We start from the raw sequence: 16,837 nt of genomic DNA on the forward strand, positions 1-16,837 counted from the left end.
GCGGTTAAGTAATCACTGGGCGTGCATAGCCCGTCGATCGGCCGCTCATTGGGGCGTCGAGAGCGCAGTCGAGGGCTCGCAGACAGAGTTCGGGTGAGATCGGCACGCGAGATATTCTGCAACTGAATCCATTTCACGCAGGCCGCGCGAACGAACGCTAACCAGCCCTCGACGGCGATCTCCGCGGCGCCGCGCTGACATCCCTGCGCGGCGAGTTGATCGATCGGACAACGGCCCACGACGTTGAGTTCCTGGGAGATGATCGCTTGGATTGCCGGGTCATCCGACAATGCGCGCGGTTGATCGTGACGGCTTCAACGGGATGATCAACAAACGCTTGGATGTGGGCGTGGAGTCCAGTAACAAGCTGCTCAGCCGGCGGTAGCTGCGGATCAACGCTGCGCGTCCCAGACCGCCTAGTGGCGCGCTTGAATATCGCTACGTACAAGTCTCGCTTATTCGGAAAATAGCGATACCGCAGTCCTCTCGACACACCCGCGCTCGCGGCGATGTGCTCCATGAAGACATCTTCATACGGCTTTTCCGCGAACCACGCCGGCACCGGCGTCGAGCAACTGTTCGCGTCGCTGGTGTGAGTCTAGGCGGTAGCGAGTCACGTCCCGCCCCCAACCAGAAGCGACCCCGGGCCACTCACCGCCATGCGGCAACAGCGCCAGCTACGCTCACCGATGAACGACGCTCGCTCGCCGTGGACCAGTTCACGCCAGTCCGTCACGACCGTTTGCTCGCTGGCTGGATATCTCCATGTATTTCTCGCGATCATGGCCGCGCGATCAGACCGAGGCGGTACGAACAATGTGCTTACGCGCGTCGCTGACCCGAGCCGCGGTTTTTGCGGCAACTTCCGGGTAGCGGACTCCGGGTGCCAGCTCAACGAGGTCAAATCCGGTGCCCGTCACGTCGAGTACGGCGAGGTCGGTGATGACGCGGTCGACGACCCCGCGGCCGGTGAGGGGCAGGTCGCACGTCGTGACCAGTTTGGCCTGTCCAGTCCTGGTGACGTGATCGGTGAGCACGATGACACGGCGCGCGCCGTTGACGAGGTCCATCGCGCCGCCCATGCCCTTCACCATCGCGCCGGGCACCATCCAGTTGGCCAGGTCGCCGGTCATGGCGACTTGCATGGCGCCGAGAACTGCGACGTCGACGTGGCCGCCGCGGATCATGGCGAAGCTGGTGGCCGAGTCGAAGTACGAGGCTCCAAAGACCACCGAAACCGTTTGCTTGCCCGCATTGATCAGGTCGGGGTCGACCTCGTCGTCGTATGGAAACGGGCCAACTCCGAGGATTCCGTTTTCTGCGTGCAGCGTGACGTCAGAGCCTTCCGGCAAGTGGTCGGGAATCAGAGTGGGCAAACCAATCCCAAGGTTGACGTATTCACCGGCGCGCAGTTCTTGCGCGGCTCGTGCGGCCATCTGTTCGCGGGTCCAGCTCACCCTTTTGCCGCCCGAGTCCGGGTCGTACGTTTTTCAATGTCCTTGCGGGCGGCCTGTTCTGGCGTCAACGCGACAATGCGCTGAACGAAGATGCCCGCCAGGTGGATCTCGTCAGGGTTCAGTTCGCCGACGTCGACGACGCGCTCGGCCTCGACGACAGTGATCCGACCGCACATCGCAGCGGGTGGGTTGAAATTACGTGCCGCAGCGTGGAATCGACAATTGCCAGCCTTATCGACGACGGCGGCGCGGATCAACGCGTAGTCGGTGACGATCGCCTCCTCGAGTACCATCTGCTTACCTCCGAAGCCACGGACTTCTTTGGCCGGTGAAGCGAGCGCGACACTGCCGTCGGAGTCATAACGCCACGGGATGCCGCCGTCGGCCACCATCGTTCCGACTCCGGTGGGCGTGTAGAAAGCCCCAATCCCGCTGCCCCCGGCACGCATTCGTTCCGCAAGGGTGCCCTGCGGGGTGAGTTCGACCGTTAGTTCGCCGCAAAGGTATTGGCGGGCGAATTCCTTATTTTCTCCGACGTAGGAGGCGATGACGCGGCTGATCCGGCGGGCATCTAACAGGCGGCCCAGTCCGGCCCCATCAATACCACAGTTGTTGGACACGATGGTGAGATCCCGGGCGCCTTGCTCGAGCAGCGCGTCGATGACAAACCACGGGATACCGGCCAGGCCGAACCCACCTACCGCAACGCTAGATCCGTCGGAGATGTCGGCGACCGCCTCGAGTGCGGAATCGACCAACTTGTTCAAAGGCATGCGTTCTCCGCGGGTCATCCGGGCCTGCAAACTGACGATCTGAAGGGCCGCGCCACTTCACAGTAGGTGTACGCCCCGATATCAAGAAATACCTGTTTCACCCTTATTGAGAGGATGTCAGTATGAGTACGTGGAGCTACGTCATCTTCGTTACTTCCGGGCCGTCGGTGAAGAGTTGCATTTTGGCCGTGCAGCTGACCGGCTACATATCGCGCAACCGCCGCTGTCCCAGCAGATCCGTCAGCTGGAGCACGAGCTAGGAGTGAAGCTGCTCGAGCGCAACACCAGACGAGTGGAACTAACCCCCGCGGGCGCCGCCTACCTGCGCAGGGTGGTGACGATTCTCGATGCTGTCGATGACGCGACCTGCCACGCGCGGCGCATCGCTGACGGCATGGAGGGGCGTTTTGCGATCGGCTGCGTCGGATCGGCGACGTATTCGCTGCTGCCCCAGCTCGTCAGAGTGCTGCGCGAGGATCTGCCTGGTGTCGATGTGAGCATCCGCGGCGAGATGCTCGCACCGGCACAACTTACTGCGCTGCTCAGTGGTGAGATCGACCTCGCCCTGTTGCGCCCTCCCGTCCCGCGGCCAGACCTTGAAGTGCAAACGGTGCGCCGCGACCGATTGCTGGTTGCCTTGCCACACGGCCATGCCCTGACATCTCGCCGCGAGTTGCGCATCACCGACCTGCGCGATGAGGAGTTCGTGGCGCATGCCGGGAGCGGCCGGTCGGTGATGAATACCGTTTTGACGTCGCTGTGCGCCGACGCTGGATTTGTGCCGCGAGTCCGCCACGAGGTCGAGGAGACTTCTACGCTGGTAACCCTCGTCGCCGCAGGGCTCGGCGTCGCCGTAGTTCCGGACCCCACGGCATCCCTGGGACTCGCCGGGGTCTGCTATCGACCCTTGGTTCCGGCCCAGTTGGGAATTGAGTTGGTGGCTGCGCATGCGGCCCAGGCGAATTCGCCTCTCATCAAGCGTGTGTTGGCCATTTTGCGGAATGTCGCGCGGCACGTATCAGTGCCGGGGTAAGTCGGCGGAGCCAGCTCAATTCACATTCAGTCGTTATGAACACTATCCACCGCTACGGCGCTATAGACCGGCGCGAATAGTCGCGCCCAGTCCAGTCGGCGGCTAGCCAGCCCGGCGGGGGTTGCCCATCCGCCTAAAGCCCTTTTGCAATCGTCGTCGGCCACGCCGATCATGTCGGCCAACGGTCGAAGTAGTTGGCCCTGCTTTTGGTGGAACCCGCAGTCCTTCAATGACGATGCGAACCTAGCATTGCCCGCACTCGCCTTTGCGACAGTGTGAAATAACCCGGCCCAACTCTTCCAGCGCATCAAGAAAGGGGCCGACGGTCGCGGCAGCCCAACAGTGGCCTCGATGCCCCGCCGGAAAACCGAGCGACAAACACCTCAGCGTCGTACCATCCTTTTTCCCGCAGATTTCGTAACCCATAGCGGCGGCCGACAGTCCCCTCAAGCCACCGACGTGTGATCGAGTCCACGAGGCGCATCAGGCCGCGCATGTTCAGCTCTGTGGCCCGCGCTCGATACTTCGTCCAGCGACGACGGTGTTGCAGCACCGCCTCGTCGATTAGCTGCGTGATCAGACCAAGGAACCGCTGGAATGATCGGGGACTTACGGATTTCCGTGCTGGACGGTAAGGCCTTGTACTGCAGGCAGTCTCACACATCTGATACCTGAACGACCGAGCCGTCACCAAAACGAAACTCAACGTCGCAGCACCGCCACCAACGCGATTACCGCCACTGTGAACCGACACCCCAGAGGGAAGACATGGACACCCTGGCCACCTGTCACCTGCTCGGTGTGTCGACGCGGCGAATGGACAAGCTCGTCGAGAGCCTCGGGGACAGCAGCTTGTCGAAGTCGCAGGTGTCGGTTATGGCCAAAGAACTCGACACCGCCGTCGGGGCGTTTCGCACCCTGCCCCTAGACACCGGCCCTACACGTGTATGGCTGCCGGCGCCTTGGTGTCGAAAGTGTGGGAGGCCGGTCGGGTGGTCAACGTCCACACCCTGATCCGCCTCGTCGGCGCCGTCCTAGCCGAACAACTCGACGAATGGGCCGGATCACGCCGCTATCTCGGCCTGGATGTCCTGAGCAAATCCCAAGCCACGAACGCACCCCAACAGAACAGGAGGCCGCCCGGCCGCACTGACCGCCTAAATCACAAAGCCGGAGAATCACACGATGACGTCATACACCACGTCCCTGGACTTGACCCACTGCCCGTGGCGCCAGACAAGCAAGTTTGCAGCGGGCTGCCTTTTTCTCTCAATCGGTGAAAAGCCGGTAGTCCAAGCCTCTGCTCGCGAGTGATCCTGGCTGCGGCGTAGGCAACTGCGTCGTCGTTCTGTACCGAAAGGGCTTGAGATGACGACCGGGACCGCGGTTCCGCAGATCGGGCACTTGATCGGCGGAGAAGCGTCGGTGAGCAGCCTTCGGGACGTTCACGACCCGGGGCGTCTCAGCGACATCGTCGCCCAGGTAGCTGCTGGAAACGCACACGACGTGGATCTCGCCGTTGGTGCCGCACACGCGGCCTTTCCCGCATGGCGTGACACGCCCAGCGCCGAGCGAGTGCAACGACTTCAGGCCGCTGCGGAAGTCGTTGCTGCGAGCAGCGAGGAACTCGCCCCATTGCTGGTGCGTGAGCACGGTGGTGTCCTCTGGGAGGCTGCGGCCGACTTCGCCCTGGGCGCAGCGGTGCTCAAGCACACCGCGAGCCTCGTGGAGGACTTCCTCCGCCCCGTCCAGTACGACGACAAGCAGTGCTTTATCAGCGTGGAAAAAGTCGGGCGAGGAGTCGCGGCAGCCGTCGTGCCGTGGAATATGCCCGTGGTCTTGGCCATGATGAAGTTGGCACCCGCACTGGCCACGGGCAACACTCTGGTGCTGAAACCGTCGCCGTTCGCCTCGGCCGCGCTGACCCTGCTCCTGCAAAAGATCGCTGGAGATTTACCGGCCGGGGTGGTCAACGTGGTCCACGGCGAACATGACGTGGGAGCCGCACTATGTAGTCACCGGCTAGTGCGAAAAGTGGCGTTCACCGGCGGCACCGCCACCGGGTCTAGGGTCATCGAGGCCACCGCGCCGACGATCACGAACGTCACGCTCGAACTGGGTGGCAACGACCCAGCGATCGTCTTGAGCGATGTTGACATCGATGCCGCGCTGGACCGAATGCTGAATGGCATCTTTGCCCGCACCGGCCAAATATGTTTCGCCATCAAGCGCGTTTACGTGGCCCGAAGCATCTATCAGCAATTCGCAGACGCGCTCTGTGATCGGGTGAATCAGTACGCCGTCGGCCACGGCTTGGACCCGCAAGCCTCATTCGGTCCGCTCAACAACGAAACCCAGTACAACAAGGTGCTGAATCTGCTTGAACGTACCCGCAATTCTTCGGCGACGGTACTTGAGCTCGGCCGCAAACTTGACCCGTCGTCTTGGGCCAACGGTTACTACATGCTGCCCCATGTGGTTCGCGACGTCGAGCACAGCGCACCACTTTCGTGTGAGGAGCAGTTTGGTCCGGTTATCCCGTTGATCGCCTACGACAATGAGGAGCAGGTCATCTCATGGGCCAACGATGGCAACTACGGTCTCTGCTCGTCGGTATGGACGACAGATCCAGGGCGAGGGCTTGCGATGGCCCGTCGTATCGAGGCTGGCAGCACGTTTATCAACGCTCACTCGTTTGAGGCGCTGGATCTACGGATGCCTTTCGGAGGCATCAAGCAAAGCGGTCTCGGTCGGGAGTACGGCGCCGCCGGCCTGTCCGCGTACGTCGAGGAACACGCGATCCGTTGGCTCAAATGACCCAGCTTCAACCGAAATCTTCTGTTGCGCACGGTATGTGGGTAAGTATCGAATCGGAGGGGCCGCGATGAGGGTCGTCGGACCGCCTCGCAATTTGCCAACCTCTGAGGTGGATCCATTCTCCCACGAAGTACTCGAGGAACCTGGTGGGTTGCAGGCCGAGCTTCGGGACGCCGGACCGGTCGTTTACCTCACCCGTTACCGCGTATATGGCCTTGCCCGTTATGAGCAAGTACGCGACGCGGCGGTCGACTGGCAATCATTCCAGTCGGGCGCGGGCGTCGGGCTGGCGAACTTCCGTACCGAGAAGCCCTGGCGAACACCGAGCTTGCTCCTCGAGACCGACCCACCCCAGCATGACGCCCCCCGCGCGGTCCTGTCGAAAATTCTCGGCCAACTTCGGCTGCACAGCTTGCGCGAGGGTTGGTTTGCCGATGCCGAGGAATTGGTCGACGAGGTATTGCTCGAGCGCGAATTCGATGCGGCACAACGGCTGGCCGCTGCCTTCCCGCTGCGGGTCTTTCCCGATGCCGTCGGCCTACCCAAGGAGGGCCGGGAAAACCTTTTACCCTACGGCGACCACAACTTCAATACGTTCGGCCCACCCAACGACCTAGTAACAATGGGTATGCCAGGGGCGCCCAGATTTTCGGCATGGGTGGACGCGCACTGCCAACGTCCGACACTCGCAGAAACAGGCTTCGGCGCGCAGATCTGGGCCGCCGCCGACCGCGGCGACATCACTCATCGCCAGGCGCCGCTGGTTGTGCGCAGCTTGTTGTCAGCCGGCGTGGACACAACGGTTCACGGTCTTGCAGCAGTGCTCTACGCGTTTGCTACGTGTCCCGAGCAGTGGCAGCGATTGCGGGGAGACCCATCGCTGGTACGGGTCGCCTTTGACGAGGCGGTCCGCTGGGAGTCGCCTGTGCAGACGTTCTTCCGCACCGCGACCTGCGACATCGAGGTTGCTGGAACAGTGGTGCCGCGGGGCGAGAAGATTTTGATGTTTCTGGGAGCCGCCAATCGTGACCCTCGCCGGTGGACCGATCCCGATCGCTTCGACTTGACGCGTGATCCTTCCGGCCATGTCGGATTCGGGATGGGGTTGCACCAATGTGTCGGTCAACACATCGCCAGACTGGAAGCGGAAGCGTTGCTCACCGCATTGATCAAGCGAGTGGAGCGGATTGACATCGCCGGACCGATGGTGCGCCACCACAACAACACCTTGCGTGGATGGGATTCGATCCCGTTGCGTGTTGAGTTGACGCGAAAGGTGGTGTCTGAACCGTGACGGACGAGCGACCGGAGACGCTGTTTCTACGCTCCGAGAACGACGGAGCGGCATTACGCACGGGTGGCGAAGACTCGGGGTTCTATATGCGACCGCCGTTGTCTGCCAATCCCGCGGTGCTGGTTGCTGATGCAGGCCGCGCCTTTGGGTTTCTGCTGGCGAATGTGTGGGCGGCCGGCTACCGCGCGTTCGCGGGGGTGGCACTGTCGAATCTGGGGTCCGGCCTCGCCTATGCTGCGGTGAGCAGGAGGTCGGCTGATCATCGAGATATCCGAAACCCCAACGGGTTCCAGTGATACTGCAGAGCGAGCGGGCACGTTCAACGGTCGACGGCTGCGTGCGAGCTCATCAGCGATAGACGTCGGTAGCGAGATAGCACGTGAGGTCGAACCCGTTGAACCAGCACGTACGGGGCGTGATTTCGCGGAGAAGGGCCGAACCGGTCGAGTTGGTGGACATCGTCATCCCAGAGCCCGGTCCGTTCGAGGTGGTGGTCGAGATCGTCGCGTGCGGCGTGTGCCACACCGACTTGACCTACCGTCGGGGCGGTATCAACGACGAATACCCCTTCCTGCTCGGTCATGAGTCCGCTGGCACAGTGGATTCCGTGGGCTCGGGCGTCACGGCTGTCTAGCTTGAAGAATCCCGCTTCGATGCACACCTCATCTCCCGCGACAGGCGCGCTTGCCGATCTGGTCTGAAGCGTCGTCGTGATGACAGCGATTAGATTCGGTTCATCTAGACATGTCGGCCGCTCGATAGGGACAGTGGACCGCGGCAATGGCGACGCGGCGGTGTCCCGTAAGGGGATCCCCGTACGGGCCTTCGAAAACTATCAGCGTCGTTGGGTTGCTGAGGCGACGCCAATATCGCCCGTCCGCGTTATGTATTCCTGCCTCGTTTATGGGCGAGCAGGGTGCTGCGGTCGCCGGTGGTCGGCGGCGATCGACGTCAACAAACCCCACTCTGTCGGTGCGATCTCGGAGAATCCGATCATCGACAACGGCCTTCGGGGATCAGTGGTGAGTGGCGGCGATGGAGGTGATCTCGGGGGCCGACGGTACTGTCGGCTTGACGGGTACGGCGCGGCGCGGCTCTATCCCATTGGGCGGCGGCGCATTGGCGCAACATAACGTCTAATGTCGGCCCGACGCCGCTTCAAGGCCATCCGATGTATGTCGCCAACCAAGGCTGGTGTGGCTCATCCGCCAAGGCTGGTGTGGCTCATCCGCGGGCCGGAGGCTGGCCGTTGGCGTGCCATCCACTGTGCCTTGAATACGTGGAGGGGCGGCAGCAGCGAAAACCGTACCCGGATTTTGGTCAACATAGGCGATCGGGCGTCGTGACCACGGATTTGGGGCTCGCTGCGACGGGTGGCCGGCTTCGACGAGGACGCTTTCCTACCTCATCTCCAGCAGGTGACGGGCGCTCGCCTACGACTGTTTTCCGCGGTTTACATCTATTCAATGAATCTTGACAAATATTCATCAAGAGTAGACGGTGGGGGTGTTGGGTAGCTGCTGGAGTTCCGCCATGCGGTGACGGCTGGACATCTTGCGGCTCGCATGGTTGCCGCCGCGGATGTTACCGAGGGACTAGATCTCTAAGGGGAAAGTGTGTCAAATGTTCCGTCTTCTGGGTGGGACACTGGTGCGCCCCCAGGGGGGGCCGACCAGCCGAGCGCGTCGGGAGCGTGGCTGAACGCCGTCGTCATTGATCGAATTATGGTGACCCCCCGGGTGGTAGTGCTTGACCTCGAGCCGGCGGACGGCAAACCATTCCCCGAGCATGAGGCCGGCGCACACATCGACGTGCGGTTGGACCTACCCGAACTAGACCGACCGCTGGTGCGGCAGTACTCGCTGTGCGGAACTCCCGGCGATCGAAAGCAGTACCGAATCGCGGTGCTTCGCGACGAGCAATCCCGCGGTGGGTCGGTGGCCATGCACGAGCTTCACGTCGGCGAGACGATCGGGATTTCGGCGCCCCGTAATAACTTCCGCTTAGCTCCTGCACAGCACCACCGGCTCTTCGCGGGCGGAATCGGGATCACTCCATTGCTTGCAATGGCCAAGCAACTCGATGCCACCGGCGGCGACTACACGCTGCACTATTGTGCTCGAACCGCCGCCGAGGTGTGCTTCGCAGCGCTGTTCAGGGAACACCCACGAACCACTGTGCACGTCGATGACGGTCCGCATATCGAGAAACTGGACCTGTTGCGAGACCTCGGTACACCGCAGCCAGATACCGCCGTCTACGTCTGCGGACCGGAACCCTTCATCGCCTATGTGCTTGATAAGGCTACCGCCCTCGGGTGGCCTAAACAGGCGCTGCACAAAGAGCGCTTCAGCCCGAAAGCCTCCGCATCCGAACCGGGACAAGGTTTTACCGTCCGGCTGGCATCTACGGGCGCGGAGTTTCAGGTGGCGCCTGATGAGTCCATTCTTGATGTGCTGGAACGCAACGGCATTGAGGCAAGGTCGTCCTGCCAACAGGGCATCTGTGGTGAGTGCATTGTCAAGCTGCTCGCCGGTCAGCCGGATCACCGCGATGACGTGTTGTCAGACGACGAGCGGGCCGATGGCCTATTTACTCCCTGCTGTTCGCGCGCGTTGAGCCCGACCATCGAGCTCGACCTGTGAGGTGCAACGCCACGACTAGCAACCAATAGAACAGATTTAACTACGGTCCGCGGCGTGCGAATCGGGCCTCGTATGCCCAAATCGAGCCCCTGACAACATGAGTTCAGCCTGAGGCGGTAAGTGGTGCAGCGAGATATTTGGCGACCAGGCTCAGTTGCTGAGCGTAGTAGTCGACGAACTTTGGGTCGTCCGGTTCGATCTGACAAAGCGCTCGGGTGATGTGGGGGAGCGTCGTGGGGGCGAGGTTGGCCGCGATTAACATAAGCGTGACGATTCCGGGGTCGAGGTCTGGCGCGATCTCACCACGCTCTTGGCGCCGGCGAGAATCGTCTAGGAACGGCGCCAACCGCTCGACCAGGTGGCCGTGGTCTACGCCGGCAAGCCCCTCGCGGATCAATGTGCTGATCCACGAGGGATCTTCTCGCGCTAGGTGGATAAATGAGGTCAGCACATCGGTCAGCGGTGCGTCGCCTTCTAATTGGCTTCTGCTGGTGCTCACCCACCGGTCACTGAGTGCGTCGAACAGGCCCTTCTTGCCGCCGAAATGGTAGGTGATGAGTTGATGGGCGACGCCAGCGCGTTCAGCAATCCGCATCACTCGGGCGCCGTCGTAGCCGAAGCGTCCGAACTCGTCGTTTGCTGCGTCCAGGATTAGCTGTCGGGTGCGAGCGGGGTCGCGTTGCTGTCCCGGATCGTTGGAGCGGCGTCGCCGCTGCGGATTTGCGGTCGCGTCCACACGCAGTGAACCGTCTACAGAACGAGCGCGAGCTTTGGTTGCCGCAGCACGACGCGCCGGCGCGTCCGCGCGCTGATTCCCGGCAGACCGTGCGGAGGTACTGCGGGGCATGGGTTGAAGGTACCTCAGGCGTCTGACGGGGTGAACAGGCGCCACGCCGACGTTTCTGCAGGGAAGGGCGAGGTGCTGTCGCGGTCGTTGCTGGGCCACTTCGGAACAAGTGGGGATACAGTCAGTTGCTGCGCTGTATCGACCGGTCCGATGAGAACGTCATTGACGTGCGTACCGTGCAGGACTGAGTTGAAGTCAGTTCCGATGAATAGTTGTTTTAGATGATGTGCCGTTTGCCAACTACCGTTCGAAGCGAGGAGTCACCATTGCGCGAAGCCTTGCCTTCCGACGTCGCTCATACTGTTGCCAAAACCGTCATCGAACTGGGGCGCCATCAGAGCCTGCGGCTAAGCGGATCGGTCGCCGACATCACCAAGGTGTTCACAGCGATGACGAAGCCGGCCCGATGGCGGTCGGGACCGGACGCCGCAAGGCGTGCACTGCAGCGGTGACGCGGTTGCCAACCACTGTTTTTGCCCAGTTCGTCGCAGGCCCCGGATGGCTGCGGCCCACCCTGCGTGATTGGCCCTCAACTAGTTCCTGCCCTGGCGGGCTACCGATGTCGGTGGATGGCAGGTCATCGGTGGGATCGGTGTCGGTGATACTGATGGCGAAACCGACAACAGGGTGGCACAAGAGGCGCTAAAGCGGTTGGAACCGTGCTGTGACCGGGCGTCTTCGGTTCTGCCCACTGCGGATTTCACGGGTGCCTGACAGCGTCCCGATCGAGTGGGTCCTGACGCCACCAAGGGCGACTGGGGATATGGGCGATGGGCGCCCTTGCGCCGGACGGATTTTCGTCGTGGGAATGACGCGTGGTGCCGTCCTCGTCGGATCGCCGGATCGCTTATTCTCCTTAATTCGCGCGATCTAGCGTTGGATGGTGCCAAGCTTGCTAGCATATTGATGCTTATTCATCAGAGGGCGTTGTCGCACCGTCGCCTTGGAGTGCCCGGGGCTACAGCGTTGTCCTGTTAGCTTCGAAAGGAGTTGGTCGGCAGCGCCGGGCGGACGGGTCGTCTGGTCGGGTGGGTTGGCACTCGCTCGACGTGTGTGTCCGAGGATAGGTGTGCACGTTCGCGCCGTAGACCAAAGTAGTGTGCAGCGTCTACAGACGTGGGGCACGAATGCAGCGCACTCCGTCCAAGGACGGATCGTGGGCGCGACGGTCGCCAGGGGCTGCTGACCCGCAGTAAGACCCAATGTCGAGGACAGCGACAGGCGAATCCGTCTTTTCCAGAATGGTGCGCATTCTGGAGGCGTTCGATAGTGACGCTCCAGCATTACGGATGGGTGAGATCGCGCGCCGGTCGGCACTGCATGTAGCGACAACATCCCGGCTCGTTGAGGAACTTGTCTCGCACGGATGGTTGCAGCGCGAACCCGACCGGAGAGTCCGGATGGGAATCCGGCTTTGGGAGCTTGCGTCGCGCGCCTCTCCTACGCGAGGTCTGCGCGAAGCCGCGATGCCTTTTCTTCAGGACTTGCACGCGGTCGTTGGACACCATGTGCAACTCGGTGTGCTCGATGGCCACGAGGTTCTGTTCGTGGAACGGCTATCGGCCCCGGGAGCAGTCATCAACATTGCTCGGGTCGCTGGACGCCTGCCGCTGCATGCTTCGTCGTCGGGGCTGGTGTTGCTGGCGTTCGCTCCTGCCGATCTGCAAGAGCGCATAATGGCTGCCCCGCTCCGTGCGTACACGCAAAACACCATCACAGATCCGCGGCTGCTGCGCTCGGTCCTCGCCGACGTGCGTCGCAATGGGTACGCATTGTGCCCGGGTGCGCTACATGTGCGAGCCACCGGGATCAGCGTTCCGATACATGACCCCGGAAACCGGGTGGTTGCGGCGATGTCGGTCATCGTGCCCAACGATGGGAATGCGCGCAGTCAAATTCCTGCCTTGCAGACCGCGGCTCGCGGGGTCACCCGAGCCACGACGAGGCTGATGGACTGACCGTCTGTCTTTCAATCCATGAGACAACGGTAGTAGCCACCATTTCTCAGACCTCATCCTCGGGTTGTGGTGGAGCAACTAGAAACATCAGTGACCCGGCCCCGGCTGGAACTGATCGTGTCAGCCAAGCATGCGGTCGCGGACGGGGTCGTCGCATTGACGTTGGCAAGTTCTGAGGGGCATCGGCTTCCCGACTGGGCGCCGGGGGCGCACATTGATGTAATGCTGCCCAATGGGCTGACCCGACAATATTCGCTGTGCGGTGACCGTTGGGATCCCGCTACTTATCGAATTGGTGTGCTCGAAGAACCAGCCAGTCGAGGCGGCTCAGCCTACCTCCATCACAAGCTGCAGATAGGAGATCGGGTGGGCATTGGCGGACCCCGCAATAATTTTCGTCTCGTTCCGTCGGAGGACTATCTGTTCATCGCCGGGGGAATAGGCGTTACCCCGCTATTGCCCATGGTCCATCAAGCCGAGTTGGTGGGCGCACGATGGCGGCTCTTGTACTGCGGCCGTTCACGGTCGACGATGGCGTTTCTGGACGACTTGTCCCGCTATGGCGACAACGTCGTCGTGGCGCCGAGTGACGAACGTGGCCGGCTCAGCCTCGGGGCGTGGTTACCCGCGGCGGGCGTCGCCACCAAGGTCTATTGCTGTGGGCCCGACAGGATGCTGGCGACGGTGGCTGGTTTGTGTGCGCGCTATCCGGCTGGGCAGTTGCGTATCGAGCGGTTCGCGGCCAAGAAGAATGACATTCGTGCCCGGACCGAACGGTTTCGGCTCGAACTTCGCCGTTCGGCTCAAACGGTGGAGGTGTCGCCGGACGAGTCGGTGCTGGATGCGCTCACCCGTGTGGGGGTCAACGTGTTGTCGTCGTGCCGCCAAGGGGTCTGTGGCACGTGCCTGACGGCCGTGTTGGCAGGTGAGCCGGATCATCGTGACTCGCTGCTTGATGACGTCGAGCGTGCCGCGGGTGACCGCATGTTCGTCTGCGTGTCGCGATCCCTGTCCGAACGACTCGTTGTGGACCTGTGACACGACCTGTTGAGGTGGCTCGCGGATTGCGGCGCTGAACTTGCACGATATCCGCCCGGAGGCTTATTAGGCTGCCGGCTAACGTGATCGACCGGCTGTTGGTTTAGTCTGGCGCCGGGGGTACGGATCTTCTGTCTCAAATTGTTGAGAAGTAGATAGTGGCTTTCACTTTGGGGGCACCCTTAGGTAATGCTGGACAACGCGACAAGCATTGTCGCAGGCTGCGTGTGTATATCTCTGCTGGTGTGAGAGGTCGTTGCAGTAGTCCACAAGGCTATATGGCGACCGGTTCCAAATCCGTTCTGGCCTAGGGTAATTCGTTTCGCTCCTCAGCTACAACATTCGAGCGCCGAAGTGCCCAATGTTTATGGTTTGCGGTATTCCAGGTCGCTCGCGCCAGGCCTCCAGGGCTGCACGGCCGTAATGAACTCGGCAGCCCAGGTGTGTTAGGTACGCTAATCAGTGTGGCTGTCGTTACACTCGACGGCGTGACCGCATGTGGGATTGCGCGCCCGCTACGGAAGGATGCTCAACGCAACCGTCGACGGGTGATCGAGGCTGCCCGCGAACTGTTCGCCTCCCAGGGCCTTGAGGCGACCCTCAATGATGTCGCCCATCGCGCAGGTCTGGGGGTGGGGACCGTGTACCGGCGGTTTCCCACCAAAGAACAACTGGTGGAGGCGATCTTCGAAGACGGCATCAACCAACTCACTGAGCTAGCGGAGGCGGCGTTGTGTCATAAGGACTCATGGCAGGGGTTCGTCTGGCTCGTTGAGCAAATGTGTGAAATCACCGCGACCGACCGGGGGATGCGCGAGATTGTGTTCACCAAGGCCCATGGCGGGGAGAGGGTCGATGCGGCGCGAGCTCGGCTGGCGCCGACCCTCGCGAAACTTCTTGAGCGAGCACAGGATGACGGTTACCTACGCCCGGAACTGTCGCCAACCGATATGCCCATTTTTGGGCTGCTCGCAGGCACGGTCAGCGAGTATGCCGGCCATGTTGACGGCGAGCTGTGGCGTCGCTATGTGGCCATCCTCCTCGACGGTATGGGCCGGCGCAGCGGCCAGCAACGGATAAAGGCCAACCCGCTCGATGACGAACAACTCGACGCGGTGATGAAACCTTGGGATCCGGCGGGCCGACGTTGACCGTGCCGAATCAGACTGCGCCAGAGAGGGTTGGCTGCCGGTCGTCGAATTTCGACGTATAGTCGTTCGCTGCTCGCATTGGTTACACGCATTCCCCGCGTTCGAACTCCATAGCAAATCGGTTGCGTAGCCCCGACTACCACTGCGTTCTCGATGGTTGAGAGCAACGGCCGTCCGTAGACAACGGCGCCGTAGCGGAAAGGCGCGGCGCAAATTGATGGAGATTTAGCTTCCCACAGCTCGCAAGCTCCGCGAAACCCATCTGCGCGCGTAAGTCATATTACGAGAATAGATGAATATTCAGCTGGTAATGTCCCGGTGATGTGTGCATGCTCCGCGCCTCGGAACACTGGAGAGGAAGCCTATAGTGTCGCACCTGGACGGTTCGGCTAACCGGAAAAGCATGGCGGCGTTGGCACAGTCCTCAGCCTGGTCACAGCGCGAGTCCGACTTGCTTACAGTGACATTACAGCTGCTACAGCACCATGGGTATGAGAGGTTGACCTTGGACGCGGTGGCGACCAGCGCCCGTGCCAGCAAAGCCACCATATACCGCCGCTGGGGGTCGAAAGCCGAGTTGGTACTGGCCGCGCTTGTCCAAGGCGCCGAACACAACGCGAAGGCCCCCGATACCGGCACGCTGCGCGGCGATTTGCTGCAGCTGGGAAAAGCGATGTGTGAGCACGCCCGCAAGCAGGCGAGCACGATCCGGGCGGTGCTGATGGAGTTATCACGCAATCCTGCCCTCGCCGACGTAATGCAGCGTCAGTTCCTCGGTGAGCGAGCGGGCTCGATCAACCACATCCTGCGGCAAGCCGTCGAGCGTGGTGAGATCAAAAAGGACTCGATCGACACCGAACTGTGGGATCTCCTGCCGGGCTATCTAATATTTCGGTCCGTCGTTTCGCGTCGGCGTCCTACCCAACGCACCGTGCGGGCCCTGGTCGACGATGTCATCATTCCCGGCCTCAGTCGCCCCACTCAATATCGACTTCCGAACCTTGAGGCTGGCGGCGATGAGTGATCACCTTCATTCCGCAGCGGAAGCGGTATCACGAGTGCGCCTGCGGGATCGTTTCTTTGATCGCGCAGGACGATCGATTTCCCTTGATCAGTGGGCGGCCAAACGCCGCGATCCTGACTACTGTCGGATCGGATACCGGGAGGGCGAAGGCGGCGCCTGGATTTACACCTTCTGGATGGGGCTAGAGCCCAGTTTGGGTGTCGGCGCCGAGCCGACAATTTTCAACACACATGTCTCCGCCTTTGGAAATCAGCCATACCTGGAATGGGCATGCCCGAGTGATACCGAATCGCGAGCCCACGCATTGCACGATTGCGTCGTCTCCTATGTTGAAGCCGGAATCACTCCGCCGGTATAGGACCTCAGCGACATATTGTGCGCACCAACACAATCCACGCCCACCGCCATAGAGCATCATCGCAGCCAGTAGCAAGCGCGATGTCATCGGCGGGTCGGGCCCGACCAGGGTGGTAACCCAGCCACCGTTACCACGTCGCATATGTCAACGGGTGGAGCTGTCACATGATTTCCATCGCAGGGGCCCGAGCGCCAAGTCCGTCGTAAAGACGAGCGTAAATAACCTAGGCTGCGAGAATAGCAATGCGGCGAATTGTTGCATTTTTGCAGTGAGTGCGATCCAATCGCCACGCGGCCGCAGAGTGGTGGCAATGCCGGTTCACCAATGCCGGGAGAGGGGCCGCCATGGTCGACGGCGCCGGGCTCACCGAGCTTCTGTTCGCTCCTCTAACAATCAATGAGGTGAGGATCAGCAGCCGGATAGTAACGAGCCCGATGGCGGC

The 16,837-nt window shown here is 61.7% G+C and carries 14 protein-coding genes and 4 pseudogenes; 13 read left to right on the forward strand and 5 right to left on the reverse strand.

Translation table 11 applies throughout. The features are described from left to right. The 4 genes and pseudogenes from A5625_RS29895 to A5625_RS02115 all read right to left on the reverse strand — a co-directional run. Positions 1-290, reverse strand: a pseudogene (locus tag A5625_RS29895) (hypothetical protein); the annotation flags it as partial. 155 nt (positions 291-445) lie between these two features. Next, positions 446-562: pseudogene (locus A5625_RS30620) on the reverse strand (helix-turn-helix domain-containing protein); the annotation flags it as partial. Between the two features lie 232 nt (positions 563-794). Further along, on the reverse strand, positions 795-1,457 hold the full coding sequence (locus tag A5625_RS02110; RefSeq protein ID WP_066988722.1) for a 3-oxoacid CoA-transferase subunit B: 663 nt from the start codon (positions 1,455-1,457) through the stop codon (positions 795-797). Beyond that, positions 1,454-2,230, reverse strand: a complete 777-nt coding sequence (locus A5625_RS02115; RefSeq protein ID WP_066988757.1) for a CoA transferase subunit A — start codon at positions 2,228-2,230, stop codon at positions 1,454-1,456. The genes A5625_RS02110 and A5625_RS02115 overlap by 4 nt, the downstream gene beginning before the upstream one ends. Positions 2,231-2,360: 130 nt before the next feature. Here A5625_RS02115 and A5625_RS02120 point away from each other — a divergent pair, with 130 nt between their 5' ends. The 7 genes and pseudogenes from A5625_RS02120 (at position 2,361) to A5625_RS02145 (ending at position 10,019) form a co-directional block, all read left to right on the forward strand. Continuing rightward, complete coding sequence (locus tag A5625_RS02120) at positions 2,361-3,263, forward strand: LysR substrate-binding domain-containing protein (RefSeq protein WP_066988723.1); 903 nt, start codon at positions 2,361-2,363, stop codon at positions 3,261-3,263. A gap of 777 nt (positions 3,264-4,040) precedes the next feature. Beyond that, positions 4,041-4,360 (forward strand): annotated as a pseudogene (locus A5625_RS27970) (transposase); the annotation flags it as partial. Positions 4,361-4,631: 271 nt separating this feature from the next. Beyond that, positions 4,632-6,080: an aldehyde dehydrogenase family protein gene (locus A5625_RS02125; protein WP_066988724.1), complete on the forward strand. Its 1,449-nt coding sequence runs from the start codon at positions 4,632-4,634 to the stop codon at positions 6,078-6,080. Positions 6,081-6,147: 67 nt separating this feature from the next. Continuing rightward, positions 6,148-7,374, forward strand: coding sequence for a cytochrome P450 (locus A5625_RS02130; protein WP_066988725.1), 1,227 nt, complete (start codon positions 6,148-6,150; stop codon positions 7,372-7,374). After that, positions 7,371-7,670, forward strand: a complete 300-nt coding sequence (locus A5625_RS02135; protein WP_066988726.1) for a hypothetical protein — start codon at positions 7,371-7,373, stop codon at positions 7,668-7,670. Before A5625_RS02130 ends, A5625_RS02135 begins: the two co-directional genes overlap by 4 nt. A gap of 98 nt (positions 7,671-7,768) precedes the next feature. Next, positions 7,769-8,005, forward strand: a pseudogene (locus A5625_RS02140) (alcohol dehydrogenase catalytic domain-containing protein); the annotation flags it as partial. A 1,312-nt stretch (positions 8,006-9,317) separates the two neighbouring features. After that, on the forward strand, positions 9,318-10,019 hold the full coding sequence (locus A5625_RS02145; protein ID WP_232003360.1) for a PDR/VanB family oxidoreductase: 702 nt from the start codon (positions 9,318-9,320) through the stop codon (positions 10,017-10,019). 103 nt (positions 10,020-10,122) lie between these two features. Here A5625_RS02145 and A5625_RS02150 read toward each other — a convergent pair whose 3' ends face one another. Then, positions 10,123-10,755 carry a TetR/AcrR family transcriptional regulator gene (locus A5625_RS02150; RefSeq protein WP_066988729.1) on the reverse strand — a complete coding sequence of 211 codons (633 nt, stop codon included), beginning with the start codon at positions 10,753-10,755 and terminating at the stop codon, positions 10,123-10,125. 337 nt (positions 10,756-11,092) lie between these two features. On the opposite strand from A5625_RS02150, the gene A5625_RS30625 reads away from it, so the two are divergent. The 6 genes from A5625_RS30625 (at position 11,093) to A5625_RS28905 (ending at position 16,395) form a co-directional block, all read left to right on the forward strand. Further along, entirely contained in the window at positions 11,093-11,512 is a 420-nt protein-coding gene (locus tag A5625_RS30625) for a heme-binding protein (protein ID WP_369829969.1), read from the forward strand. A 556-nt stretch (positions 11,513-12,068) separates the two neighbouring features. Continuing rightward, on the forward strand, positions 12,069-12,824 hold the full coding sequence (locus A5625_RS02160) for an IclR family transcriptional regulator (protein ID WP_066988731.1): 756 nt from the start codon (positions 12,069-12,071) through the stop codon (positions 12,822-12,824). Positions 12,825-12,890: 66 nt separating this feature from the next. Further along, on the forward strand, positions 12,891-13,862 hold the full coding sequence (locus tag A5625_RS02165; protein ID WP_369829970.1) for a 2Fe-2S iron-sulfur cluster-binding protein: 972 nt from the start codon (positions 12,891-12,893) through the stop codon (positions 13,860-13,862). Positions 13,863-14,326: 464 nt separating this feature from the next. Next, positions 14,327-15,013, forward strand: coding sequence for a TetR/AcrR family transcriptional regulator (locus A5625_RS02170; protein ID WP_066988732.1), 687 nt, complete (start codon positions 14,327-14,329; stop codon positions 15,011-15,013). Positions 15,014-15,416: 403 nt separating this feature from the next. Continuing rightward, positions 15,417-16,037, forward strand: a complete 621-nt coding sequence (locus tag A5625_RS02175) for a TetR/AcrR family transcriptional regulator (protein WP_066988733.1) — start codon at positions 15,417-15,419, stop codon at positions 16,035-16,037. Next, positions 16,030-16,395 (forward strand): hypothetical protein, encoded by a 366-nt coding sequence (locus A5625_RS28905; protein ID WP_156747857.1) that lies wholly within the window; start codon positions 16,030-16,032, stop codon positions 16,393-16,395. Before A5625_RS02175 ends, A5625_RS28905 begins: the two co-directional genes overlap by 8 nt. Positions 16,396-16,837 lie beyond the last annotated feature (442 nt).

Origin of the sequence: Mycobacterium sp. 1465703.0 (genome assembly GCF_001672975.1) — a bacterium.
Lineage (GTDB): Bacteria > Actinomycetota > Actinomycetes > Mycobacteriales > Mycobacteriaceae > Mycobacterium.

Bases quoted from the DNA above. Each gene is read 5' to 3' on its own strand.
- A5625_RS02145 (WP_232003360.1), top strand. From the start codon at position 9,318: ATGCACGAGCTTCACGTCGGCGAGACGATCGGGATTTCGGCGCCCCGT.
- A5625_RS02130 (WP_066988725.1), top strand. From the start codon at position 6,148: ATGAGGGTCGTCGGACCGCCTCGCAATTTGCCAACCTCTGAGGTGGAT.
- A5625_RS02125 (WP_066988724.1), top strand. From the start codon at position 4,632: ATGACGACCGGGACCGCGGTTCCGCAGATCGGGCACTTGATCGGCGGA.
- A5625_RS02175 (WP_066988733.1), top strand. From the start codon at position 15,417: ATGGCGGCGTTGGCACAGTCCTCAGCCTGGTCACAGCGCGAGTCCGAC.
- A5625_RS02160 (WP_066988731.1), top strand. From the start codon at position 12,069: ATGTCGAGGACAGCGACAGGCGAATCCGTCTTTTCCAGAATGGTGCGC.
- A5625_RS02115 (WP_066988757.1), bottom strand. From the start codon at position 2,230: ATGCCTTTGAACAAGTTGGTCGATTCCGCACTCGAGGCGGTCGCCGAC.
- A5625_RS28905 (WP_156747857.1), top strand. From the start codon at position 16,030: ATGAGTGATCACCTTCATTCCGCAGCGGAAGCGGTATCACGAGTGCGC.